Source organism: Allosalinactinospora lopnorensis (genome assembly GCF_000981225.1).
In the GTDB taxonomy this organism is placed as follows: domain Bacteria; phylum Actinomycetota; class Actinomycetes; order Streptosporangiales; family Streptosporangiaceae; genus Allosalinactinospora; species Allosalinactinospora lopnorensis.
Genome location: NZ_LAJC01000038.1, coordinates 1 through 23,694, shown reverse-complemented (window position 1 = coordinate 23,694; position 23,694 = coordinate 1). Strand labels below are relative to the sequence as shown.

Sequence of the window (23,694 nt, the reverse complement as noted above, 5' to 3'; positions counted from 1 at the left end):
GTGACCTTCCTCGCCGCAGGCCGACTGTGGTGGCTGCTGGCCCTTGCGGCGCTCGCCGCCCTCTACGTCGTGCTGCAGTACCACCGCAGGGACTACACCCTCAGATTCACCAACCTCGCCCTGCTCGACCAGGTCGCGCCCAGGCGGCCCGGCTGGCGGCGCCATGTCAGCGCCGCCCTGTTCTGCCTCACCATCGGGGTGATGATCCTCGCGGTGGCCCGGCCCGCCATGCCGGTCGAAGTACCGCGTGAGCGCGCCACCATCATGGTCGCGATCGACGTCTCCCCCTCCATGGCGGCGACCGATGTCGACCCCGACCGGCTCACCGCGGCCAAGGAGTCCGCCCGGGGGTTCATCGACTCGCTGCCCGACCGGTTCAACGTCGGGCTCGTGCAGTTCTCCGCGACCGCCGGCGTTGCCGTCTCCCCCTCCCAGGACCACCAAGGGGTGGCCGACTCCATCGACAGCCTGCAGATGTCACCCGGCACCGCCATCGGCGAAGGGGTCTTCACCTCCCTGCAGGCCATCCACTCCTTCGACGAGGAAGCCGGCGACGACCCGCCGCCCTCGGCCATCGTCCTGCTCTCCGACGGGGAGAACACCAGCGGCCGCCCCGTCACCTCCGCCGCCGACGCCGCCACCGACGCCGGTGTGCCCGTGTCCACCATCGCCTTCGGATCGGGTGCCTCGCTCATCGAGATCAACGGCCAGTACGTGGAGGCCGACATCGACAAGGACGCCCTGGAGCGGCTCGCGGGGGCCACCGGGGGGCACTTCTACGAGGCCGAGTCCGAGGCCGAACTCACCGACGTCTACTCAGACATCGGTTCCTCACTGGGCACCGAAACGGTCCACGAGGAGGTCGTCACCAGGTTCGTGTTCGTCGCGCTGCTGCTCGCCGGTGCCACCGCCCTCACCTCCCTGCTCTGGTTCCAGCGGCTCCCCTGAGCCCGCCGCGCCCCTGGCGCGGCGGGGCCCCTGCCCCCGCCGGCACGGCGATCCGCGTCGTCCCAGATCAAACGGTAGCGTGTCAATGTTTGCCCTGTTGCCATACGCGATGAGAAACGAAACGATGCCGGACCCTTCCCCCACACCCGCAGCGATCTTCTTCGACCTCGACGACACGCTGCTGGACGACCACGCGGCCAGCTCCGCCGGGCTGCGAACCCTGATGGACCGACTCGGCCACCCCGAGTTCACCGCCGCACGGCGTCTCTGGGACGTCCAGACCGATATCTCCTTCAACGCCTACATCGACGGGCGGCTCACCCTGGCCGAGCAGCGCCGCGAACGCGTGCGGGCCCTGGCCAGCCAGGCCGGACACCCCGACCTCCCCGACGAGCACTGCGACGAGCTCTACCAGCTGTACCTGCGCTCCCACCGGGAAGCCTGGCGGTCCTTCCCCGACGTCGCCCCGGTGCTGGGCGAACTCGCCGCCGCCGGAGTCAGACTGGGCGTCATCACCAACGGAATCGAGTCCTTCCAGCACGACAAACTCGCCGTGCTCGACATCACCCACCACTTCCACACCATCGTGTGCGCCGACACCGCGAGAGTAGCCAAACCCGACCCGCAGATCTTCCACACGGCCTGCCGCCACCTCGACGTCGACCCCGGCCGGTGCTGGCACATCGGCGACCAGCTGCGGGCTGACGCCCTCGGCGCGGTCGCCGCCGGCCTGCGCCCCGTCCTGCTCGACCGGCACGCCCGGCACCACGGGCAGAACGACATCGCCACCATCTCCGGCCTGGACGAGCTGCTCCCGATGAGCGGAAACGGCGAGGACCGCCCCCGCCCGGCGATGGAACAGGCCAGGAGCATCGGCTCCCCCGACAGCGCCGCCGCGCCGCCGAGCGGCCAGCCCCCCGCCCCCCAAGACGGCGTCACCGCCGGCGGCCCCGCCGACCCGGAGCCGCAGTGAGCGCCGCCGCCCCCGGCGACCCCGCGGAAAGGCCCATACGCCGGGTGAGCGCCCACCTCATCGGGCTCACCGCCCAGGGGGAGGCCACCGCGGTGCGCACCGGCGACACCCCCTGGACACTGCCCGGGGCGCGGGTGCGCTTCGGTGAGGACCCCGCCGACGTCGCGCGCGCCTCGGCGGGCCTGCCCCCGGGGGCCCGCATCAGCCCCTACCACGTGCGCACCGACATCCTCAGCCTGGCCGACCCCCACGACCCCGTCCGGCTGCACATCGACCGCATCTACTACACGGCCGGACCGCAGGACCCCGTGACCCCGCAGGCGGCGGGTTTCGAAACCGCGCGCGCCCTGCCCCTGCGCCAGGCCCTGGCGCTTCCCCCCCACCCCGCGGCCACCGAACTGGTGCCCGCCGAGCCCGACCGCGCCCAGCCCTCACTGCGGCGATTCGCCGCCTACGGCATCGTCACCGACCCGACCGGGCGGGTCCTCCTCACCAAGATCGCCCCCGGCTTTCCCGGCGCCGGATCCTGGCACCTGCCCGGCGGCGGCGTCGACCACGGCGAGGAGGTCCACGCGGCGCTGAGCCGCGAACTCCTCGAAGAGACCGGGCAGCGCGGTGAGGTCGGCCGCCTCATCGCCATCGCCCGCCACCACAAAGGCGGCCAGCCGGGGCCGGAGAGCGAAGCGACCGACATCTACGCGATCTGGGTGTTCTTCCACGTCCACGTGGACCACCCGAGCACCCCGACCGTGACCGAGGCGGCCGGGTCGACCATCGACAGCGCGTGGTTCACCCCCGACGACCTGCCCCACATGCGGCTCTCCAGCACCGCCCGGCGCGGGCTGACCGCGCTGACCGCGGCCAGCCCGCACTGAGCCCCGGCGCGCGGCCCACCATCACCTGCCGCGCCAAGGGACGGCCTGGTGCAGCAGCCACGCGAAGGCGCCGGCAGCGATCACGGACGTCCCGAGGACCACCGAAGGCAGCGGCAGGCTGAACGCCAAGACGACACACCCGGCCAGACCCACCACCGGCACCAGCAGCGGGGGCCGGTTCTCCTCCGGCCCCAGCCGCAGAGCCGAGGCGTTGGCGATCGTGTAGTAGGCCAGCACCCCAAACGCCGAAAGCCCGATCGCGCCCCGGACCTCCAACGTCAGCGCCAGCAGCACAACCAGCGCACCCACCGCGACCTCCGCCCGGTGCGCCACACCGGAACCGGCCAGGTAGCGAGGCAGGTGACCGTCAGCGGCCATCGCCGACACGGCGCGCGAAACCCCCGGGATCAGCGAGACCAGCGCCCCCAGGCTGGCCAGCGCGGCCCCCGCGACGACCGCCGGCACCAGCTCGGATCTGCCCACCGCGGCCACCATATCGGCCAGGGGCGCGGCGCTGACCGAAAGCCGCTCGCGGCCCATCACCATCAGCGCCGAAGCACCCACCAGCAGGTACACCGCCGACACACCGGCCAGCGCGATCGTGATGGCGCGTGGGATCGTGGTCTGGGGCTCACGCACCCGCCCGCCCAACACGGCGATGCGGGAATACCCCACGAAGGCGAAGAACACCATTCCCGCCGCGCCGAGCAGCCCGAAGAAGCCCGGCCACTCGCGAGACACCGCCAGGTGCCCGTGATCGGCGCCCCCGCTGCCCAGGGCCGCCACCACGACAGCGGCCAGCACCGCCAGCACCGCCGCCAGGAACAGCCGGCTCAGCCAGGCCGGGTGCGCACCCCGAAATGGCCGGCCGCGGTCAGCGCCACGACCGCGAGCACCGCCGCCGGCCGCTCCCAGCCCGGCAGCACATAGGCCGCGAAGGTCAGAGCCATCGCCGCGCAGGAGGCGATCTTGCCCACCACGAACGCCCAGCCGGCCAGGTAGCCCCACAGTTCCCCCAGGCGCTCGCGACCGTAAACGTAGGCACCCCCGGACCCGGGATGGCGGGCCGCCAACCGCGCAGACGAGATCGCGTTGCAGTAGGCGACCACACCGGCGATCACCACGGCGACGGGCAGCCACGCCCCGGCGGCGCCGGCCGCCGGGGCGAACACGGCGAACACCCCGGCGCCGACCATCGCCGCCGCGCCGATGACGACGGCGTTCGGGGCGCCCAGCTGCCGAGCCGACTCCGCCTGCGAATGCGAACCAGGAGAGGTGGTCATACCGGCAGAGTCTGCCCCAGCATGATCACGCCCTAGTGAATTTTTCCCGCATCGGATGCGACCACAACCGGCCGCTGCGCCTCACGGCCGCCAAGGAGTCCCGGTGTGCTCGGAGATGTCCTCCGCCGCCACCTGCCGCAGCTGGCGTGACAGGTCGGCCAGGGCGCGGGACACCGCGAGCTCGTCACCGATCTCAGGGACGTCGGCGTCGGCCGGGTGCTTGCGCGCCATGCCGTGCCCGCGCAGACTCGAACCGTCGTCGGAGGCGAGTCCGGCCTCGGCCCAGGTGCGGGTGGAGTCGCCCTCGGTCTCCTCCGACAGCAGGATGTCGACGTTCCATCGCTTCATAGTGTGCATATGAAGCTCACCCCCAAATAGCCCATGGCCGGCGCGCAGCGCTCGCCCGGCCCTTCTTCGATATGAGCCTCGGGCCCCGGGTAGACCAGCACATCATGGTCCGCTCCCCCGCCGATCCGGCGGACCAGGCACGGAAAGCCCCATCCCCGCCCCGGACTCCGGCACCGCACCAGTGCGGCGGTGCACGCCTTCGCGCGGCCCCTCGACGACGCGCCGGTCGCCGCTCTGCGCTCGCATCGGTCCTCCCCCTGACAAGGGGGTCACCCACTATCCTCCGCTGAGCACACCGGGATTGCAATGCCCGGTGTTCTCATCCCGCCGCAGGTGGCAAAGAAGCCCGAAGGAGCCCCGGTCGCGCCAGAGGCCCACCGGCTGACGCGGGCCGCACCCCGCTCCCGCCCCGACTGCCTACAGGGCGCCGCACCACGACCGCCTCGCGGAAGTAGCCAAGGTGCGCCACCGGCCCGCCGAACGAGGTCAGCCCCAGCCCCAGAAACACCCGGAACACCTCGGCGGCCGATCCCCCGCCCTTCACCGAGGGCCCCTCCCCCACGCTCACCCGCGCACCACCGGCGGGAGAAGCCTCCGGCGGTGCGATCATGCTCGCCTCCTCAACGGCCGACGGACTCCGATACCGTTTTCCGACATCGGAGTCCGGTAAGCACCCACTACCGGCGGCGGCCTCCCGCATCACCGGCGGGCATCTCAGGTACGCCGCTCATTCCACCCCCGCACTGAGGGTGCGCCCCCCGTCCAGGGTGTGGACCTGCCCCGTCACCCACGCCGCGTCCTCTGAGGCGAGGTAGGCGATCGCCGCGGCGACATCCTCGGGAACCCCCAGCCGCCCCAGCGGGTAGCCGGCGGCCACCTCCTCCTCGTTGTCGGCGTACAGAGCCGTGGCGAAACTGGTTTTCACCACGGCCGGGGCCACGGCGTTCACCCGGATCCCGTTGTGGGCCAACTCGTAGGCGAGCTGCTGAGTGAGATTGATCAGCGCGGCCTTGCTGGCACCGTAGACACCGATACCGGGCGAGGGGTACTGGCCGGCCAGCGAGGCCACGTTGACGACCGCGCCCCCGTTGTCCTTCATCCAGGCGCGGTGCACCACCGAGACCCAGGAGGCCGCGGCTATCACGTTGACCTCGAAAATCTTGGCCATAGCGGAAGGGTCGACATTGACGACCGCGTCGAAGACCGGGTTGATCCCGGTATTGTTGACGAGCACGTCGATCCGGCCGAAGGTCGCCAGCGCCTGCTCCACTGCCTCCTCTTGGTGCTCGGCGTCCTGGGCCTTGCCCGCGACCGCGAGCACGTACCCCTCCCCGCCGAGATCGGCCACCGCCTTCTCCAGGGCGTCGGGCTTGCGCCCCGTGATGACGACCCGGCCTCCCTCGCTCACGATGCGCCGGGCCGCGGCCAGCCCGATCCCGCGGCTGGCACCGGTGATGATGGCGACTTTCCCGTCGAAACGTCCCACGACCACTATCCTTTCGTCTTGGCGTCGTTGCGCCAGGTGCTCGGCCCGTACAACAGTACCGACCAACCGGTCGGTCGCGGCACAGGGTGCAGCTCACCACCCCGAACCTCCTGGTAACGTCGCCGCGTGGCGCAGCACTACTTCGACCCCGACCCCGACGCGGCCAGCCGCCCCGGCACCGTCGACCTCGTCCTGCCCGACCTCCACCTGCGGCTGAACACCGACCGGGGCGTCTTCTCCCCCGACAAAATCGACCTGGGCACCCGCATTCTGCTGGAAACCGTCCCCGCGCCACCAAACGGCGGAACACTCCTCGACCTCGGCTGCGGATACGGCCCCATAGCCCTCACAATGGCCACACGCGCACACAACGCATCGGTACTGGGGGTGGACGTCAACAGCCGCGCCGTCAAACTGGCCGCGGCCAACGCCCACCACAACCACCTCGACAACGCCCACTTCCACCTCATCGACAACACCGGAGCCCCAGCGGACGAACACGCCCTCCTCAACGGCCCCTTCGACGCCATCTGGTCCAACCCGCCCATCCGCGTCGGCAAACAAGCCCTGCACTCACTCCTGTGCACCTGGCTGGCCCGCCTCTCCCCCAACGGCACCGCCCACCTCGTCGTCCAGCGCAACCTCGGCGCCGACTCCCTGCAACGCTGGCTCAACGACAACGGCCACCCCACCGAACGAGCAGCCTCCCGCGCCGGATTCCGCGTTCTGCGCACCCACCACCCATGACAACCCCACCGACCACCACACACAACAGATCCAGCCGGCGATATCCTGAAGCAGATCGCACCAGAGCACGACGGTGCCCACAGCCGGAACCAAGCCCAGACACAAGGAACAGAGCCCAGGTGAGCACGCAGCTGCGCCCCACTGACGTCAAGCGACTCAACCGCCAATGGCGCAGGCGCACCGAGGGCCGCGTCGCCCTCATCGCCGAATCCATCTCCCAGCCGTTCAACCTGGGCTCCATCCTGCGCACCTGCTCCACCTTCGGAGTAGAGACACTCTGGCTCACCGGCAACACCATCGACCCCTCCCACCCCCAGGTCGGCAAGACCGCACTGGGCACGGAGCGGAAACTGCAGTGCCGGAAACCACGCTCCAGCACCGAAGCCGTCAACGCCGCCCACGACGAAGGGTTCCGCGTCGTCGCCATCGAACTCGCACGCGACGCCGTCCCCCTCCACGAAGCGCCCCTGCACGGCGACATCTGCCTCGCCATCGGCGCCGAAGACCACGGGTGCTCTCCCGCGCTGCTATCCGCGGCCGACGCCATCAGCTACATCCCGCAAATCGGCCGCGTCGGCTCCCTCAACGTCGCCGTAGCCGCCGCCATCGCCATCGCCGAAACCCGGCGCCGCGAATGGCAGGCCCTCGCAGAGGACACCGCGCAGGACAACGGCACCGCGCTCACCGGGTAAACACCCTCCCCGAGATGATTCCCGCCGGGACACTGCGGGAATTTCTCATCTCCCGCCGACGTATCCCCATACACGCGACCAGAGAGAGGAAAAGTGGATCCGTCCCGAAGTACCGGCAGCGTCTCCGACGGACGCTGCACTTCCGACCCCGAGGAACCTCCCTCACCAGCAGGCGCGCGCGCCGGTAACCGCTCCGAGGTGGTGCGCGCGAAATGAGCGTCGCACTCAGCATCCTCCTCGGAGCGCTGGTGGTCCTCGCGATCACCGCGGCCACGGGCTACTTCGTCGCCCAGGAATTCGGCTACATGGCGGTCGACCGCTCCCGCCTGAAAGCCCGCGCCTCATCAGGCGACCCCGGCGCACGCCGCGCCCTGGGGATCACCTCCCGCACCTCCTTCATGCTCTCCGGCGCCCAACTCGGCATCACCGTGACCGGCCTGCTCGTCGGCTACGTCGCCGAACCCATGATCGGGCAAGGCCTCGGCGAGATACTCGATGACACCGGTCTCCCCGCTGGTCTCAGCATGGCCGTCGGCGCTGTCGCCGCCCTGCTGTTCTCCACCGTGGTGCAAATGGTCTTCGGGGAACTGTTCCCCAAGAACCTCGCCATCGCCCGGCCCGAACCGATCGCCATCGCCCTCGCCCTGTCCACCCGGCTGTACCTGCGGACATTCGGCTGGCTGATCTGGCTGTTCGACCAGGCGGCGATCCTGCTGCTCAAAGCCGTACGCATCGAGCCCGTCGAAGACGTCCAGCACGCAGCGACCCCCCGCGACCTGGAACGCATCGTCGAAGAATCCCGAGAGAGCGGCGACCTGCCAGCGGAGCTGTCCACACTGCTCGACCGGGCCCTGGACTTCCACGACCGTACAGCCGGCCACGCGATGATCCCGCGCCCCCAGGTCACCACCGTCGAAATCGACGAACCCGCCAGCCGAGTCGTGGAACTCATGGCCCACGGCCACTCCCGCTTCCCCGTACTCGGCCACGATGTCGACGACATCCTCGGCGTCATCTGCCTGCGCGACGTACTCGCCCTGGGTGATCAGGATCTCGACAGCATCGAGGTCTCCGCCATCGCCCGATCCGCGATCATGGTCCCGACCTCGCTGCCGCTGCCCGCCGTCCTCGACCGCCTCCGCGCGGCCGAGGACGAGTTCGCCTGCGTCGTCGACGAATACGGCGGACTGGCCGGGGTCATCACCACCGAGGACATCGCCGAGGAACTCGTCGGGGAGATCGCTGACGAGCACGACCCCGCCGACAAGGGCATGCCCCGCATCGGCGACGACGGCAGTTGGCTGCTGCCCGGCGCCCTGCACATCGACGAAGTGGAACGCCTGATCGAACACGACCTGCCAGAAGGCGACTACGAGACCATCGGCGGGCTGATCATCAACGAACTCCGCCGGCTGCCCGAACCGGGCGACATCGTCAACGTGGAACTCCCCCGCCACCCGGGCGCCGACGAGGACGAACCGCCCCGGTTCCTCGTGCTGAGCGTGCAAAGCGTCGACCGGCACGTCCCCGAGACGGTCCGGCTCGAACTGGACGAGACACCCGTGATGCCGTCCACGGCCCGACCCCCGGAGGTAAACGCATGAGCGAGATGGACCCACTGCTCGCTCTGGTCATCTCGGCGAGCATCATCCTCCTCAGCGCCTTCTTCGTCGCCGTCGAGTTCTCCCTCGTGGCGGCACGGCGCTACCGGCTGGAACAGGCCGCCCAAACCAGCATTTCGGCACGGGCCGCCCTGAAAAGCGCCCGAGACCTGTCGCTGCTGCTCGCCGGATCCCAACTGGGCATCACGCTGTGCACTCTGGCGCTGGGCGCCATCACCAAACCGGCAGTGCACCACCTGCTGGAACCCCTCTTCGACGGCTGGCTGCCCGATCCGGTCTCCACCGCCCTGGCCTTCGTGCTCTCACTGGTCGTGGTGACCTTCCTGCACCTGGTGGTCGGTGAGATGGCCCCCAAGTCCTGGGCGATATCGCACCCGGAGAAATCGGCCACCCTGCTGGCCATCCCCATGCGGGTCTTCATGTGGTGGACCCGGCCGATCCTCGTCCTCCTCAACGGCATGGCCAACTGGTGCCTGCGCCGCGTGGGCGTGGACGCCGTGGACGAGGTCGCCACCGGGCACGGCCCCGAAGACCTGCGCGAACTGGTGGACCACTCCGCCAGAGCCGGCGCCCTGGACGAGGACCGCCGCGACCAGCTCGCCACCGCGCTGGAGGTCAACTCCCGCCCGCTGCGCGAGATCCTCACCCCAAAGGAGGAACTGGCCGCGGTCTCCCCCGACGACTCGCTGGAGACCATCCAACAGGTCTCGCGCGACTCGGGCCACCTCCGCCTGGTGGTGCACGAGCACGGGCAACCGGTCGGCGTCCTGCACGTGCGTGACGCGCTGACCAGCCCCCCGGAGACAACAGCCGCCGACCTGATGCGGCCGGTGCTCACGATGGACGTGGAGACCCCCATCTACGCGGCGCTGAGCATCATGCGCGAGAGCCGCAGCCACCTGGCACTGGTGGAAGACGAGAACGGTCTGCTGGGGCTGGTCACCCTGCAGGACATGATGGACCGGCTGCTGATCGTCGAGCCCGCGGCCTGACCGCGCACCCGCGCAGGGAACACCGCCCCGGCACGCCCCGTGCTTCGGCGCGAAAAAGCCCGGCAGGAGCCGAGACGGCTCCGGCCGGGCAGTGCGGGCGCCCGGTCAGGCGGCGCGCACGGTGAGGTTCACCTCGATGTTGCCGCGGGTCGCCCTGGAGTACGGGCAGACCTGGTGAGCGGCCTCGACGAGCCGCTCGGCCTCCGCCTGCTCCACTGCCGGGATCGTGATGTCCAGGCCAACGGTCAGCGTGAGGCCGTCATCGGCACTGCCCAGAGTGACACTGGAATCGATCGTGGAACCGTCGACGCTGACGCGCGACTCGCGGGCGACCTTCTTCAGCGCGCCGTGGAAGCAGGCAGCGTAGCCAACGGCGAACAGCTGCTCGGGGTTGGTCCCCGGGCCGTCGTCTCCGCCCAGTCCCCGGGGAACCGACAGCTCGACGTTGAGGCGGTCGTCGTTGGTACGGCCGTAACCCTTACGGCCCTCGCCGCCAACGGTGGCTTCGGCGGTGTACAGCACCTTCACGTGTGATCTCCTTCAGGGGTCGGGTAATTCGAGGGGTGCCGGAGGGAGTGCAGCTCAGCGGCCGCGCTTCCAGCCGAGCGAGTGATCTGATCGAGGAGCTCACGCAGTTCCGCCACCTTGTCCCCCGGGATACCGACTCCGCGCAGCACGCGCGTGGGGATAGTCAGAGCACGCTCGCGCAGCGCCGAACCGTCCTCGGTGAGGGCGACGCGCACGACACGCTCGTCCTCGGCGCAGCGGGTGCGCCGGACCAGCCCGTGCTCCTCCAGTCGGCGGACCAGCGGCGACAGCGTGCCCGAGTCGAGCCGCAGTGCCACCCCCACCTCTTTGACGGGCATGGAGCCGTGTTCCCAGAGCACCAGCATGACCAGGTACTGCGGGTAGGTGAGCTCCATCTCGGAGAGGAGTTCGCGGTAGAGCCCGGTCAGGGCCCGCGACGCCGCGTAGAGGGCGAAGCAGAGCTGGTTGTCGAGGGAGAGGGGGTCCTCTTCTCGCTGCGGGGGCATGGTGGCCGACATTACGTGGGTTCACCCTTTCGATCGATGAAGACGATAGCACAATTAAGTTGTGTGCAACTGATCTGGGGTATCGGTATTGATGCGGGAGTTGGGGGGTGGTGAGAAAACAGCTACCTTTACATCGTAGATTTATAACTTTGCCCAACCCCGAAGGGAGGGCACAGCCCGACAAGAAGTGGAAACGATTATCGTTTGCTTATAATCATGGTGGGGCGGCGGCGAGCCGCACCCCGGACAAGAACCGAAAAGGAGATCGACCATGCCGCGCAACGACCTGCGACCGGTGCTCAAACTGCGTTCCACCGCAGGCACCGGCCACACCTACGTGACCCGCAAGAACCGGCGCAACACACCGGACCGGCTGGTGGTGCGCAAGTACGACCCCGTCATCCGCCAGCACGTGGACTTCCGCGAAGACCGTTGAACTCCTGATCCGGCAAGGAGAACGCACCGATGAAACCCGGGATCCATCCCGAATACCGCCCCGTCGTCTTCCGAGACCGCGCGGGCGACTTCGCTTTCCTCACCCGCTCCACCGCCACGAGCGACCGGACGATCGAGTGGGAGGACGGCAACACCTATCCGGTCATCGACGTCGACATCTCCAGCGCCAGCCATCCGTTCTACACCGGCAAGGGCCGGGTCATCGACACCGCCGGCCGGGTGGAGCGGTTCGAGCAGCGCTACGGCAAGCGCAGGAGGTAACCCGCCGCCCGCTCCATAGAGACACCCGTCAAAGACAGGTCATGGCCGTTCCCGAACACAGGATGTCGCGCTCCAGTACCCGCGAACGCCGCTCCTGGTGACGGGCCGGCACCCCCGAGCTGGTCCCCATCGCTTCGGACGGGCGCACCGCGCTCGTTCCGCACCGGCTGGTCCCCGCCTATCGCCGGGGCCTGCTGCAACGCTAAGCCGCACCCAGCACGATCCTCCGCTGTCCGGACAGGAAAGGCGCTTATCCGCCCGAAAGGGACGCTCACACCTTCTCCAGCGGCCGGTGCGGCCCGGCGGGCACCTCCATCCGGATCCGGTCCCCCGGCCGCACCTCGCCCCCGGCGAGCACGATCCCCATGACACCGGACTTGCGGACCAGCGCACCAGTGGTGTCGCGCTCGACCACCGCCGTCATCAGCCCTTTCTGGATCTCGTTCAGCTGGGCGCACGGGTTTCGCAGCCCTGTCACCTCGACCACGGCGTGGGCTCCGATGTGCAGCCGGGCACCGGTCGCGAGCCCGAGAAGGTCGATCCCGCGCGTCGTGATGTTCTCCCCCATCTCCCCCGCGGACACACTGAACCCGGCCGCCCGCAGTTCGTCGTGGAGTTCGGCGTGGACGAGATGGACCTGACGCAGATTGGGCTGCGAGGGGTCGCGCGCGACCCTGGAGCGGTGCTTGACCGTCTCTCCCATGTGGGCGTCGCCCTCCACGCCCAAACCGGTCAGCAACCGGATGTGGTCCTGGTTGGGTTTGCTGAGGGTGTGGGTCCGGCTGCGGCTGACCGCGCTCACGATCGGGGGCACCCTGCACCGCTCCTCTCCTGGCTCAGATCGCCTCTCGTCGTTGCAGATAATGGAATGCTCCCCAGCCAGGCAGGGCCGGGAACCAGAAAGTGAGCAATCGGAACAGCAGGACCGCCGGCAGTGCGATAGCCGCCGGCACTCCCGCCACCGCGGTCAGGCCGCCGAGCAGGGCGGCCTCCACCGCGCCCAGGCCGCCCGGGGTGGGCGCCGCCGACCCGAGAGCGTTGCCCGCCAGGAAGACCACCGCCACCGCGGCCGGGTTCGCCGTCCCGCCGAAGGCCAGCACGGAGAAGTACAGGGACAGGATGAAGCCGGCGGTGAGCAGCAGCGTCCCGCCGGTCCCCATCGCCAGGCGGCGCGGGTTCTGCAGCAGATCCAGGAGCGGGGGAAGGATGCCCTGGAAGTACGGCCGCGCCCGTTCCAGCATCGTCCGGCGCAGCGCGGGCAGCAGCAGCACGGAGGCGACCACGAGCGACAGCACGGCGCTCACCAGGATGAGGGTCATCGGAGGAGAGAAGTCGGCGAAGTGCGCCGTGCCGGTGAGGTAGGCGAACACGAGCAGCAGCGGGACGTGGATGAGCAGGCCCACGGCCTGGGAGAGCCCGACCGCCGAGAGCGCCAGCCCCGTAGGGGCGCCCATCCGGGTCACATAGCGGGTGTTGAGGGCGACCATCCCCACCCCCGCTGGGGCGGCGATGCGGACGAACGACACGGCGTACTGGGCCAGGACCGTCGGCCACAACGGGAGCTTGAGCGGGACGAAGCCCATGAGGGCCATCGCCGCGGCCAGCATGCACAGTGTCGACGTCACCAGAGCGGTGGCCGCCCACCCGAGGTCGGCCTGCTGGATGGTGGAGAAGTCGACGTCGACGAGCTGGTAGGCCAGGGCGATGCCGACGACGGTGGCCGCCACGACGCTGACCACCGTCCGCGGACGCATGCGTTCGAGCTTGGCCGGCCGGGCGGGCGCCTCCGGGGCGACGTCGGTGATCTGAGCGCGTATGGCGCCCAGGATCCGCGGGTAGGAGCGCAGCCGACTGCGCAGTGCCTGCGGCATCCCCGCCGGCTGCATGAAGGGCAACGCCGCCGCCACCGCCTCCACCCCCAGCCCCCGCACCGCGGAACGAACGGCGCGCTCCCCGCCCACGCGCATCGCCAGCGCCGTCAGTAGCGCGGCGACGTCCAGTGACGCTTTGAGGGGGGTCGCCGCGACGCTCCCGGTGGACATGCCGGTGAAGGCGACCCGGCCGTCCAGACGCAGGCCGACCGTGTCGCCGTTGAGGTTGCCGTGCGCGATGCGGTGCCGGTGCAGCAGGGCCAGTTCGGTCCAGACGCGGTCCAGAAGCCCGCTGGTGATCTCCTCCTCCCGGAGGTCGCCGAGCGTACGGAGGCGGACCTGCTCGCGGATCAGGGCCACCGCCCCGGTGCCCACCTCGGTAATGGCGAGGACACGGGGGACGGCCACTCCCGCTTGCCCGGCGGCGAAATGCATCAGCGCCGCGTGCTCGACCCTGCGGTGCAGCCCGACCAGCATGGGCGGGGCCACCGGGGCACGCAGCAGTACCACCCCGAGGAGACGCTTCCAGAAGCCCGCGGTGTCGTCGGCCCGCATGAGGATGATGTCCAGGCCCCGGTCGACGGTGTCCGCGGTGAAACGCTGGTTGCCTTCGGCGTCGCTGCCCTCGGCGGTGAGGGTCAACGGCTCCAGGCCGAAGCGCCGCAGTTCCCGGACGAGGCGTTCGGTCGCCGGAGCCGGCCACGAGAGTCCCACCGCGTACCGCGCGACGGAGGCACAGGTCCACCCCACCAGGACGGTCAGCACCAGGGCGAGTGAGGTAGTCAGCCCCGCCAGCAGGACCGAGACCGCGGTAACGGCGATCCCCGACCACATGACGACGCGCACCCGGGGAAGGTGTCCGAGCGGGACGGCACGGACGTAGCCGATGGCGGCCGCCAGGTAACCGTGCAGCGGCGAGGTGAACACGCTGTCCGTGGCCGCGCCCGCAAGCACGTCGGGAGGGCCCACAGGGACCGAGATCGCGAGCACCGCCGCGTTGATCGCCCCGGTCAGTCCGTACCCGAGGGCGCCGGCGACCAGGCCGCGCACGACCTGCCGGAATTCGCGGCGGATGAGAACCTCCAGTGCGGTGATGCTAACCAGGATGATCACAGTGAGGTTAGCGACACCCACGATCAGGGCGAGTATCGACGGAGGTACGAGAGCGCGCAGCTCGTCCGGATCGGTCGTCTCGGCCGCGTCGCTGTCGGTCCCGATCCAGACGAGAAGCAGTACGGCCACCACCACCAGCACGCCGATCACGGCGAGCAGCAAATCCAGCGGTTTTCGCGCGGTCGGACGGATGTCCTCCAGCGCGGCGCCGCCGTTCTCCGGTCTGATTCCTCCTGGTCTCACGTTTCCAGCCTGCCCCACGTGACATCAGTAACGTGTGAGTCCCCGGTGCGTGTCCACCGCACTCGCCTCAGCTCACTGCGCCAGCGCCCCCCGCGCCACACGCGGCGGCCCCGCCCGCGGCACGTCGACCACGGCGCGCAGGGCGCGAGGTGACATCAGCGGAAGGACCAGCCCGACCAGCGGTGCACCTCGGCGAGGATCACCGGACCGTCCGGCGGGGACCGCCGGTACTGGGGATAACGCTCCGCGAGCCGCTCCAGTGCCGCGTCGCGCTCCGGAGCGTCGTGGACGACGCGGGCCTCGGCGTCGGCGCGGACCCACCAAAGCCGTTCCCAGTCGTCGTCGTAGTCATCGGCGAGCAGGCACACCTTGGGGTTGTCGGCGATGTTCGCCAGCCGTTTGAGGTTTCGCGTGCTCTTGGGTTTGGCGTCGACGGCGGTTGCGACCGTGTCCTCGTGCACGGCGAAGGTCACCGGGATCAGGTGGGGCTGTCCCGTTCCGGAGACCGTGGCGAGCCGGGCCACGCGGCTGCGCGCGAAGCGTTCCCGGGCCTGTTGTGGGCTCCACCGCATAAGTCGACTGTGCCATATGCGCGCAGGCCGGGCCGTACCCGCCGGCGCCGCATCCCCGCTGTGCCCGCGCTGGTCGGCAGCTGCCGGTGCCGGGCCTCACATAGCGACGATGCGGGCGGGCCGGAGCAGGACAGCGGTGCGGCGCTGCTCGGCCATCGCGCGGTCGTACTCCTCCCAGTCGTCGTGGCTGCCGCCGGCGGCGGTGAAAACCTCGCGCAGCAGCAGCCGCAGGTCCTCGGTGTCCAACCCGTCGAAGGGGTCGGCATAGCCGATCAGGTCGGCCTCGCCCTCGACGGAGGCCCAGTGGTAGCCGGCGAAGAACACGACCGTGGCCTTGGGGCGGACTCTCAGGAAGCGGAGTTTGACGCTGTCGGCGGGTGTGGTGAAGGCGACCGTGCGCTCACCGGTCACGGGGTGGGTGACGAACCCCGCGACCACGACGCTGGACTGGATCGACCCGTCGGCTCGGGTGGTGGAGACGACCCCGCGGTGGCCGCCTTTGTCGATGACGGAGTGGACGTCGTCGAGTGTGGCCATGGCCGGCTCCTCGTACGCGGTCGGTCGGCGGTTCGGCGGCCCGGCCCGGGCCGCGGTCTCTAGCGGGCTGTTCCCCGCTTGACCGCCGCTGAAGCGTCTCTGCGGGCCGGACCCGTATGGGGTCGTGGGCGGTTCCGCGTGGGTGATGTCACGCTCCCGGCTCCAGGACGGTGACCAGCGCTCATGGTGCGCATTGAGCAGCGCACCCTTGTATGACGCTGTTCACTTTCAAAAACATAACAAATATTAGTTAACAGCTATTACTCTCGTGGGTGTCAACGTCAGCACGGACGTACGTCGCGGAAAGAGGCAAGGACAATGATCGACCCCACTGCCATCACAGCCGCGTTCATGACCATCGCCATCGGCATCGGTCTCATCTTCGCCGGCGGCATCGCCTACATCGTCTACGACGGAGTGGGCCGGCGCCGCGCGGCATCGCGGGCCCCCGCCCCCGCCGCGGGACACACCAGCGCCGCAGCGCGGCCCCATAGCGAGGCGCAGCCCGCCTGACCCCTACTCACCGCCCTCCCCCACCACCTCGGCCAGCAGGACCGGATCAACGTTGCCGCCGGAGACCACCGCGACAGTGTGCCCGGTCGGCGCCTTGCCCGCCAGGAAGGCGGCCGCTGCCACCGCGCCACTGGGTTCGGCGACGATCCGGCCGTTGCGGGCGAGCGTACCCATCGCCGCGCGGATCTCCTCCTCGGTGACCGTGACGATCCCGTCCATGCGGGCCCGCAGATGGGCGAACGTCAGCTCCGAGAGCCCCACCCGGACGCCGTCGGCGATGGTGCGCTGCGCCCGCTCCGGCGGCCAGGTGACCAGACGCCCCGCGGCAAGGCTCTCCGCGGCATCAGCGGCGAACTCGGGCTCAACACCGACCACCCTCATCCGGGGGCGCAGCTCCCGCACCGCGGTCGCCACACCAGAGGCCAGCCCCCCACCACCGACGGGAACGAGAACGGTGCCGGAGTCGGTGAGATCGTCGCATATCTCCGCTCCCACCGTGCCCTGACCGGCGATGATGTCCGGGTGGTCGAACGGCGGGATGAGCGCCAGACCGCGCTCGGCCGCCAGCTTCTGGGCGGTGGCCTTCCGGTCGGCGGGCGCGACCGGCACGATCTCGGCACCCAACCGACGCATCGCGGCGATCTTCACCCGGGGCGCCCCCTCAGGCACCACCACGACGCAGCGGACCCCTTCTGCGCGCGCGGCGTACGCCAGCGCCTGCCCATGGTTGCCGGAGGAATGCGTGATGACGCCGGCCTTCCGCTCCGCCTCCCCCAGGCACGCCAGCGCGTTGATCGCCCCCCGGATCTTGAACGCCCCCACCGGCTGCAGGTTCTCCGGTTTCAGCCACAGCGGCGCATCGCTCCACGGGCAGGGCAGCAACGGCGTACGCACGACACGGCCGCGGACCCGCACTTCGGCGGCACGAATATCAGCGAGTGAGATGAGCTCCATGCCCCGGAGTATGCCCGGCCCTCCTGAAAGGGACGGCCGGCGGTAGCCGTACCGGAGGGACCGACGGCGTCCAGCTCCTCGACACCGTCGAAGAACGGAACGCCTATGCACGTCTTCTCCTGCTCTGCCATGCCGTGGTCGAACCACACAGGCGGCACTCCGCACGAGCGCGGGACCGACCGGGGACCGGGGCCGATCGGCGCCCGGCTACCCTGGTACTTCCTCGCCCGCCCGCACACCAGCCGCCCCCGCCCTCCGCACGTTCCGGGTGAGGCGCGTCATCGAACCCGGGTCCGGTTGACCCGGCGCGGACGGATGGCGCGAGGCCGAACTCCTGGTCGAGAGCGTCGAGTACGCCATCGTCGAGTTCGCCTCCTACGGCCCCGACATCGAAGTACTCGGTCCGCCCGAACTGCGCGCCGGCCTGGCCGACTACGCCCGCGCCACCGCCACGCTCTACCGCACCTGAGTCCGGCCGACCGCCGGGCACCGGCTCCGCGAGTCGGTCCGCGCGGTCACCCGGCGCCGCCCGAGGAGCCCGCGTTCCGACCGGGCGGTTTCCAACTGGCCACCAGGACGAAGGACACCGTCACGAGCAGCGCCCAAGCGCCGAACTTCGACGGGTGCACCATCGCCCACGCGTTCACCTGCCCCGGGTACCGCCAGGCGCCCAGCAGGGTCGACACGTTCTCCGCCACCCACAGGAAGAACCCGATCAGCACGAACGACAGCGCCAGAGGCATCCGGTGGCGCACGTCCCCGACCGTGTAGTACACCCACGCGCCCCAGGTCACCGCCACCATCGCCACTCCCAGCAGCAGCCGCGCGTCAGGCAGCCAGTGGTGGGTCAGGAAGTTGGCATAGATCGCGACCGCCACCACCGCTGTCGCCGCCGGCCGGTACCCGGTCAGCCGCAGGTCCAGCAGCTTCCATGCGCGCACCACATAGCTGCCGACAGCGGCGTACATGAATCCGCTGTACAGCGGAACACCGGCGATCTTGGTGGCCGCCTCCTCGGGGTAGTCCCACGACCCCATGTGCACCTTGAAGAGCTCGAAGGCCAGCCCCACCGCGTGGAATCCGAGGATCGCCGCCACATCGCGGCCGGTTTCCAGGCGCGGCCCCCAGAAGACCGCCGTCAGTACGACCCCGTAGCCGAGAAGGGCGTCGTAACGCGGGATCGGCATCGGCAGCACCACCGACGCGGCCATGCCGGCGAACAGGCACACCGCGAACGCGCACGCCCACGCCTGCAACAGGCCGAACCGCACAAGCTGGGCGGCGCGATGGCGCAACCGCCCCGCCGCCTGCGGCGACCTCCGGCGGCGGTTCGGCCTGCTGCAGGCGCGTCCGCCGCATTCGGGGGGCCGGTAATCGGGCTCAGCCGAAGAATCCGAAGTAGAAGAGTGCGCCGTTGGTCCCGGCGATCACCATCAGTCCCAGCACCGTGCCGGTGACGAAGCCCGTTCTGGCCGAACGGACCACGTACTCCAGCGCCACCAGGTTGTTCAGCAGGAAGTAGCCCAGGTAGAGAGCGTGGAAGAAACCGCTTTCGGTCAGGATGCCCTCGTAGTACCAGGGACTGTTCCACATCTCCGTCGCGGAGAACCACTGCCAGGCATAGGAGGCGCTCCATCCCAGCGGGATCTGGACGATCGGGATGATCAGCAGCGGGAGCAGCTTGACGAAACTCCACAGCCCCGGCTGACCGGCCCGGCGCGCCTGCGCCTGGGCCCGCCGTGCGGCCTGTTGCTCGGCCCGGAGCCGCTCCTGGTGGGCACGCTCGGCCTCCTGGCGGCGGCGTTGCTCCTCACGCTGCTGTTCGCGGTAGCGCTGCTCCTCACGCTCACGGCGGCGCTGCTCACGCTGCTGGCGCGCCTGGTCCTCAGGCGAACCGCGGTACAGGCCGCCGTACTCGTCACCGTCGGACGGCGGCATCGCCGCGGTCGGCTGGGCCTGCCCTCCTGTCTGATCGCCGTGGCCGTACATCGACGTGGGTGGAGTCTGCCCGCCCGTCTGGCCGTAGACGGCGGTCGACTGGTGGCCGTTCTGCTCCCCGTAGGCGCCCATCATCGAAGTGGCATCCGCGCCGTCCTGCTGAGTCGCCTGCTGGTCGTTGAACACGGAGCCGGCCGCGGCTCCGGCGGCCGCCCCGGCGATGCCGCCGGCCGCGGCTCCGCCGATCGCCGAGGCCGAGCCGTCGGGGTTGGTGTTGCCGCTGCCCGGTGCCGCGCTCAGTGCGCTGTTGACCTTGTTCACCTGCTCCTGCACCCCGCGTATGAGTTCCGGAGGCAGCCAGGACTGGCCGATGGGGATGTCGCCGAGCGCGTCAAGGACGGGCCCCGGACCCGGGCGGCGGGAGGCGTCCTTGGTCAGGCACGCGGCGGCCAGCTGCTGCAGTGACGGCGGCACCGCGGAGATGTCGGGCTCGTGCTGCATGATCCGCATGACCATGGTGTGCATGGCGCCCTCGCCGAAGGGGCCGGCACCACTCGCGGCATAGACCAGCACCGCGCCGTAGGCGAACATGTCGCTGGTCGGGGTCATCCGCTCGCCCTGGATCTGCTCGGGCGACATGAAGCCCGGCGTACCGATGATCGACTGGGTCGCCGCCGTCCCCTCCGTGGCTCTGGCGATCCCGAAGTCGATGACGCGCGGACCGTCCTCGGCCAGCAGCACATTGCCCGGCTTGAGGTCGCGGTGGATCAGGCCGACGCGGTGGATCTCGCTGAGCGCCTCGGCCAGACCGGTCGCCAGCACGCGCAGGGTGTGCTCGGGCAGCGGACCGAAACGCCGGACGGCCTCGTCCAGCGGCAGGGACGGAACGTATGAGGTGACGAGCCACGGCATCGCGCCTTCTGTGTCGGCGTCGATCACCGGGGCGGTGAACGCGCCGCTCACCTGGCGGGCCGCTGTCACCTCCCGGGCGAAGCGCTCCCGGAACGAGGCGTCTGTGGCCATGTGCGGGTGGATCCGTTTGATGGCCACGGCGCGCCCGCCCGCGGAACGTCCGAAGAACACCTGACCCATGCCCCCGGCTCCCAGCCGCCCGATCAGCCGGTACCGGCCGATCCGCTCCGGGTCACCGTTCTCCAGTGGACCCACCTCTGAACCTCCGCAATCGCCGCCGGGCCGTTGAAACCCTTGAGATCGTAACCAAGACCGAGAAGCGCGCCGACCGATCCTGTCATGTGAGGAGGATCGGGCCGGGGTCGGCATGCCGTTGTTGTTATGAAGACGCCCAGTGTAGGTGGAAAGAGTGCAATCCATCACTGCCTTTACAATGTAGATTTCGTCTGTTCTCTCAGGAGAGGACAGGGGACGCTCAGGCCGTGTCCCGCACTGGGTTAGCCTGCGGATATGCCCCAAGAGCTGCTTTCGCCCGAGCAGTGGTTCGCCTCGCTGCCCACTGCGTACCTGGCCTCCTCCGGACTGATCACCGATGAGACCGGCAACGTGCTGATCGTCGACCCCAACTACCGGGACCACTGGACGCTTCCCGGCGGTGTGGTGGAAGACGGTGAGGCACCGCACATGGCCTGCGAGCGCGAGGTCGCAGAAGAGGTCGGCCTGGACCTCACAGCCGGCGCCCTCCTTTCGGTCCAGTGGAGCGCCCCTTACGGTGCCCGCCCCAAACCGTTCCTCTCCTTCGTCTTCGACTGCGGCACGGTCGGCTCCGGGACCACGATCACGTTGCAGGAGTCGGAACTCGACGACTACGCTTTCGTGGAGCCCGATCGCGCGGTGGAACTACTCTTCCCGCCCATCGCCCCACGGCTGTCCGCCGCTCTGCGCGCCCGCAAGACGGGCGGTACGGTCTACGTCTCATGACCGGGCCCGGCCGCAGGCCCGCAGCTCTCCTCTCGAGGACCCGAAAGCAGAAGAAATAGCGCGAAAGGCGGCGACCGCGAAACACGCGGGATTCCATGCCGCTGAAATGCGCTTTTAGCCGCCGATGGTGTTCCGCTATAGAGATCTCCACTGCGTTGGCGAAAACAGGCCCGCCGGTATACTCACCGCAGCGGTCCGGGCGAAACCGCATCGGAAGCGCCTCTCCGCAGGCGGGAACGCCTTCCGGCCTCTCTGCTCGTTCACCCCATCTTGTCGGCCGCGGAAGAAAAGGCTTTTCCCGGCATCGGCCGGCTTATCCCCCAAGGCCGCCGACCTGACACTTGGCCCGACAAGAGGGTTTAACGCACCACTTACGACACGGCGCGGAGTAGCATTGACCTGGAAGTCCGATGTTGGGATACTCGCTCATCCGCTGGCGAGCCGTGCTCGTCCATACCGGAAAACCCTGCTTATCTCGACATAAGGACAACAGGGTCTCCCAGCGCCTCCACGGGGCCTGTGTGAGAACCCGGGTAGCGAAGGCCACCCGCTCGCCGTCCGCCCCGGGAACAACAAGGGGGGAACGGTTCTGGTCCGGCCTTTGCGAAAGGACGGTACAGATGCACAGCCCCGAGGATCGGGCTCTCTCACCCGAGAGCTTCGCCGACATCGTGCGCTCCTTGTTCGCCGAACCCAGCCTTCACGACACATTGCAGCGGATCGTCGAACTCGCCGTCGAGACCATCGCCAGTTGCGACTATGCGGGCGTCTCCCTCGTCGAGGGGCGGGCGAAGGTGCACACCCCCGTCTTCACCCACGAGGTCGTACGGCGGAGCGACGCCCTGCAGTACCGGTTGCGCGAAGGCCCCTCCCTCGACTCGATCTGGGAGAGCGAGTACCTGTACCTGTCCGACGTCGCCGAAGGGGAGCAGTGGCCGCGCTACGCCAAGGAGGCGTCGAAACTCCCCATCGGCAGCCTGCTGACCTTCCGCCTGTTCACGTCCAGGGAGACGCTGGGGGCGCTGAGCCTCTACGCCCGGGTCCCCTACGCCTTCCGGCCCCAGGACCGCGACGTCGGTGTGATCTTCTCCGCCCAAGCCGCCACGGCGCTCTCCTCCTCCCGGCGCGTCACCAACCTGAGCCGGGCGCTGGAGACCCGCGAGACCATCGGCCAGGCGCAGGGCATCCTCATGGAACGCCATCAGATGACCGCGGAGCAGGCGTGGGAGTACCTGAACTCCGCGTCGCAGAACCTCAACGTCCGGTTGGCCGAACTGGCCAGGACGATCACGATCACCGGGGAGGAGCCCGGGCAGAGCAGCCCAGAGGCGGACCGCAGCGGTTCGGAGAGGTAGCGGCGCCTCACAGAGGCCCGACCATGCGGGAGACCTCCGCCCCGGGCGCATTGGCGGACCCCTGCTCGATGTCCGTCCTACCGCCGTCCGCACCGGAGCTCAGCGACATGATGAGGCCCAGCAGCAGGAGCGCCCCCATGAACCAGCCGCAGAACAGTACGAGCGTCGACCGCGGGCCGGGCTCGCCCCGCGCCTTTACCGGACTGTCCGGAATGTCGGCCGCGAACCGCTCCAGGCTCCGGGCGTACTCGGGATCCTCAGCCTTGAGTTGCTCCTCGATCGCGCGCAACCGTTCGCTGTCGTAGCGCGACAGGGTCATGAAGCTACCTCCCCCGTTTTTCCGTTGGTCACAAGAACGCACGGTCCGCTACCCGTCGGCTCTGGAGCCTAATCCGGGAGCGAAGCGGTGACCAGGGTGAGTAGCCTCACCGCGGCCACCGGTGCGGTCGGCCGCCCCGCCGGGCGTCGCTTCCCCGCAGGGGCAGCGGCATACCCGCGGGAGGGAACGGCGGCGCCGTCTTCCGGACAGGTCGTAAAACTTCAATCATGTATCCGCGAACTCGCCCATGTTTCCCGTAGGGTCGGAAGTGTTGTGCGCGAGGTCCGACAGAGTGGCCTGACGACGCGATCGCGTAACCCCTGTCGCCCTCGTGGCCTGCAACAGCGCAGACGGTGAATATCGCCGCCTACGGGGGGACATCGCCGGCACGGTGGCCGCACAACACGCACCTGCCGCGTTAAGGGACGCGATCGGCGGTCCGACTTCGTATGAGCGAGGAACGTCGTCCGATGCACCTATCGAATACGCTCCGCAGCCGGACAGAAGCCACCCCCCGTCCCCGCACGGCACGGGATGGCCGATCAGACGAGGCCTACTACACCAAGACGAGGGAGCTGTTCAAGAGGCTCCACAACGCCGAAGACCACTACGAACGCGACGTCATCTACCGTGAGCTCGTCGAGCTGCACACCCCGGTCGTACGGCGGA

General features: G+C 69.6%; 25 protein-coding genes and 3 pseudogenes. 14 read left to right on the top strand and 14 right to left on the bottom strand.

What is annotated here, in order from left to right:
• From VS93_RS14995 to VS93_RS14985, 3 genes are all read left to right on the top strand, one after another.
• Entirely contained in the window at nt 1-948 is a 948-nt protein-coding gene (locus tag VS93_RS14995; RefSeq protein ID WP_046470550.1) for a VWA domain-containing protein, read from the top strand.
• Between the two features lie 124 nt (nt 949-1,072).
• Nucleotides 1,073-1,921 (top strand): HAD family hydrolase, encoded by an 849-nt coding sequence (locus tag VS93_RS14990; RefSeq protein WP_082126904.1) that lies wholly within the window; start codon nt 1,073-1,075, stop codon nt 1,919-1,921.
• Entirely contained in the window at nt 1,918-2,796 is an 879-nt protein-coding gene (locus tag VS93_RS14985; RefSeq protein WP_046470549.1) for an NUDIX hydrolase, read from the top strand. Before VS93_RS14990 ends, VS93_RS14985 begins: the two co-directional genes overlap by 4 nt.
• Nucleotides 2,797-2,817: 21 nt before the next feature.
• Here VS93_RS14985 and VS93_RS14980 read toward each other — a convergent pair.
• The 4 genes and pseudogenes from VS93_RS14980 to VS93_RS14970 all read right to left on the bottom strand — a co-directional run bounded on the left by VS93_RS14980 (nt 2,818) and on the right by VS93_RS14970 (nt 5,913).
• A pseudogene (locus tag VS93_RS14980) lies at nt 2,818-4,079 on the bottom strand (APC family permease).
• Between the two features lie 81 nt (nt 4,080-4,160).
• Nucleotides 4,161-4,436, bottom strand: a complete 276-nt coding sequence (locus tag VS93_RS14975; RefSeq protein WP_046470548.1) for a DUF1876 domain-containing protein — start codon at nt 4,434-4,436, stop codon at nt 4,161-4,163.
• 415 nt (nt 4,437-4,851) lie between these two features.
• Nucleotides 4,852-4,944: pseudogene (locus VS93_RS33440) on the bottom strand (chromate transporter); the annotation flags it as partial.
• 210 nt (nt 4,945-5,154) lie between these two features.
• Entirely contained in the window at nt 5,155-5,913 is a 759-nt protein-coding gene (locus VS93_RS14970) for an SDR family oxidoreductase (RefSeq protein ID WP_046470547.1), read from the bottom strand.
• 126 nt (nt 5,914-6,039) lie between these two features.
• On the opposite strand from VS93_RS14970, the gene VS93_RS14965 reads away from it, so the two are divergent.
• The 4 genes from VS93_RS14965 (at nt 6,040) to VS93_RS14950 (ending at nt 9,966) form a co-directional block, all read left to right on the top strand.
• Nucleotides 6,040-6,660, top strand: coding sequence for a class I SAM-dependent methyltransferase (locus VS93_RS14965; protein ID WP_046470546.1), 621 nt, complete (start codon nt 6,040-6,042; stop codon nt 6,658-6,660).
• A 119-nt stretch (nt 6,661-6,779) separates the two neighbouring features.
• Entirely contained in the window at nt 6,780-7,352 is a 573-nt protein-coding gene (locus VS93_RS14960; RefSeq protein ID WP_046470545.1) for a TrmH family RNA methyltransferase, read from the top strand.
• Nucleotides 7,353-7,564: 212 nt separating this feature from the next.
• Nucleotides 7,565-8,956 (top strand): hemolysin family protein, encoded by a 1,392-nt coding sequence (locus VS93_RS14955; protein ID WP_046470544.1) that lies wholly within the window; start codon nt 7,565-7,567, stop codon nt 8,954-8,956.
• Nucleotides 8,953-9,966 (top strand): hemolysin family protein, encoded by a 1,014-nt coding sequence (locus VS93_RS14950; RefSeq protein ID WP_046470543.1) that lies wholly within the window; start codon nt 8,953-8,955, stop codon nt 9,964-9,966. The genes VS93_RS14955 and VS93_RS14950 overlap by 4 nt, the downstream gene beginning before the upstream one ends.
• Before the next feature lie 105 nt (nt 9,967-10,071).
• On the opposite strand, the gene VS93_RS14945 is transcribed toward VS93_RS14950, so the two are convergent.
• Together VS93_RS14945 and VS93_RS14940 are read right to left on the bottom strand one after the other, a co-directional pair.
• The gene (locus VS93_RS14945; RefSeq protein WP_046470542.1) at nt 10,072-10,494 is read right to left on the bottom strand and encodes an organic hydroperoxide resistance protein; all 423 of its coding nucleotides are present in this window, start codon (nt 10,492-10,494) and stop codon (nt 10,072-10,074) included.
• A complete protein-coding gene (locus VS93_RS14940; RefSeq protein WP_046470572.1) occupies nt 10,491-11,000 on the bottom strand; it encodes a MarR family winged helix-turn-helix transcriptional regulator in 510 nt (169 codons plus the stop codon). The genes VS93_RS14945 and VS93_RS14940 overlap by 4 nt, the downstream gene beginning before the upstream one ends.
• Nucleotides 11,001-11,271: 271 nt before the next feature.
• Here VS93_RS14940 and rpmG point away from each other — a divergent pair, with 271 nt between their 5' ends.
• Together rpmG and VS93_RS14930 are read left to right on the top strand one after the other, a co-directional pair.
• Nucleotides 11,272-11,436: a 50S ribosomal protein L33 gene (rpmG, locus tag VS93_RS14935; protein ID WP_046470541.1), complete on the top strand. Its 165-nt coding sequence runs from the start codon at nt 11,272-11,274 to the stop codon at nt 11,434-11,436.
• Nucleotides 11,437-11,465: 29 nt separating this feature from the next.
• A complete protein-coding gene (locus tag VS93_RS14930; RefSeq protein ID WP_046470540.1) occupies nt 11,466-11,717 on the top strand; it encodes a type B 50S ribosomal protein L31 in 252 nt (83 codons plus the stop codon).
• A gap of 271 nt (nt 11,718-11,988) precedes the next feature.
• Here VS93_RS14930 and VS93_RS14925 read toward each other — a convergent pair whose 3' ends face one another.
• The 4 genes from VS93_RS14925 to VS93_RS14910 form a co-directional block, all read right to left on the bottom strand.
• Complete coding sequence (locus tag VS93_RS14925; protein WP_173434312.1) at nt 11,989-12,531, bottom strand: MOSC domain-containing protein; 543 nt, start codon at nt 12,529-12,531, stop codon at nt 11,989-11,991.
• 22 nt (nt 12,532-12,553) lie between these two features.
• The gene (locus tag VS93_RS14920; protein WP_338022747.1) at nt 12,554-14,944 is read right to left on the bottom strand and encodes a lysylphosphatidylglycerol synthase transmembrane domain-containing protein; all 2,391 of its coding nucleotides are present in this window, start codon (nt 14,942-14,944) and stop codon (nt 12,554-12,556) included.
• Nucleotides 14,945-15,099: 155 nt separating this feature from the next.
• A complete protein-coding gene (locus tag VS93_RS14915) occupies nt 15,100-15,516 on the bottom strand; it encodes a TIGR03668 family PPOX class F420-dependent oxidoreductase (protein WP_046470539.1) in 417 nt (138 codons plus the stop codon).
• A 96-nt stretch (nt 15,517-15,612) separates the two neighbouring features.
• Nucleotides 15,613-16,053, bottom strand: coding sequence for a pyridoxamine 5'-phosphate oxidase family protein (locus tag VS93_RS14910; RefSeq protein WP_046470538.1), 441 nt, complete (start codon nt 16,051-16,053; stop codon nt 15,613-15,615).
• A 318-nt stretch (nt 16,054-16,371) separates the two neighbouring features.
• Between VS93_RS14910 and VS93_RS14905 the strand changes: the two genes are divergently transcribed.
• Nucleotides 16,372-16,566, top strand: coding sequence for a hypothetical protein (locus VS93_RS14905; protein ID WP_046470537.1), 195 nt, complete (start codon nt 16,372-16,374; stop codon nt 16,564-16,566).
• Nucleotides 16,567-16,569: 3 nt separating this feature from the next.
• Here the strand turns inward: VS93_RS14905 and VS93_RS14900 are convergent, their stop codons facing one another.
• A complete protein-coding gene (locus VS93_RS14900; RefSeq protein WP_046470536.1) occupies nt 16,570-17,520 on the bottom strand; it encodes a threonine ammonia-lyase in 951 nt (316 codons plus the stop codon).
• Between the two features lie 316 nt (nt 17,521-17,836).
• Here VS93_RS14900 and VS93_RS28200 point away from each other — a divergent pair.
• Nucleotides 17,837-17,989: pseudogene (locus VS93_RS28200) on the top strand (transcriptional regulator); the annotation flags it as partial.
• A gap of 46 nt (nt 17,990-18,035) precedes the next feature.
• Here VS93_RS28200 and VS93_RS14895 read toward each other — a convergent pair.
• Both VS93_RS14895 and VS93_RS14890 read right to left on the bottom strand, forming a co-directional pair.
• Complete coding sequence (locus VS93_RS14895) at nt 18,036-18,815, bottom strand: DUF817 domain-containing protein (protein WP_236700556.1); 780 nt, start codon at nt 18,813-18,815, stop codon at nt 18,036-18,038.
• Between the two features lie 85 nt (nt 18,816-18,900).
• On the bottom strand, nt 18,901-20,625 hold the full coding sequence (locus VS93_RS14890; RefSeq protein WP_046470535.1) for a serine/threonine protein kinase: 1,725 nt from the start codon (nt 20,623-20,625) through the stop codon (nt 18,901-18,903).
• Between the two features lie 255 nt (nt 20,626-20,880).
• Here VS93_RS14890 and VS93_RS14885 point away from each other — a divergent pair, with 255 nt between their 5' ends.
• Both VS93_RS14885 and VS93_RS14880 read left to right on the top strand, forming a co-directional pair.
• Nucleotides 20,881-21,351 (top strand): NUDIX domain-containing protein, encoded by a 471-nt coding sequence (locus VS93_RS14885; RefSeq protein WP_046470534.1) that lies wholly within the window; start codon nt 20,881-20,883, stop codon nt 21,349-21,351.
• 620 nt (nt 21,352-21,971) lie between these two features.
• Nucleotides 21,972-22,706: a GAF and ANTAR domain-containing protein gene (locus VS93_RS14880; RefSeq protein ID WP_046470533.1), complete on the top strand. Its 735-nt coding sequence runs from the start codon at nt 21,972-21,974 to the stop codon at nt 22,704-22,706.
• Nucleotides 22,707-22,713: 7 nt separating this feature from the next.
• Here VS93_RS14880 and VS93_RS14875 read toward each other — a convergent pair whose 3' ends face one another.
• Complete coding sequence (locus VS93_RS14875; protein WP_046470532.1) at nt 22,714-23,025, bottom strand: DUF3040 domain-containing protein; 312 nt, start codon at nt 23,023-23,025, stop codon at nt 22,714-22,716.
• A 470-nt stretch (nt 23,026-23,495) separates the two neighbouring features.
• On the opposite strand from VS93_RS14875, the gene VS93_RS14870 reads away from it, so the two are divergent.
• Nucleotides 23,496-23,694 (top strand): hypothetical protein (locus tag VS93_RS14870; protein WP_046470531.1); only part of this gene is annotated, 199 nt, incomplete at its 3' end.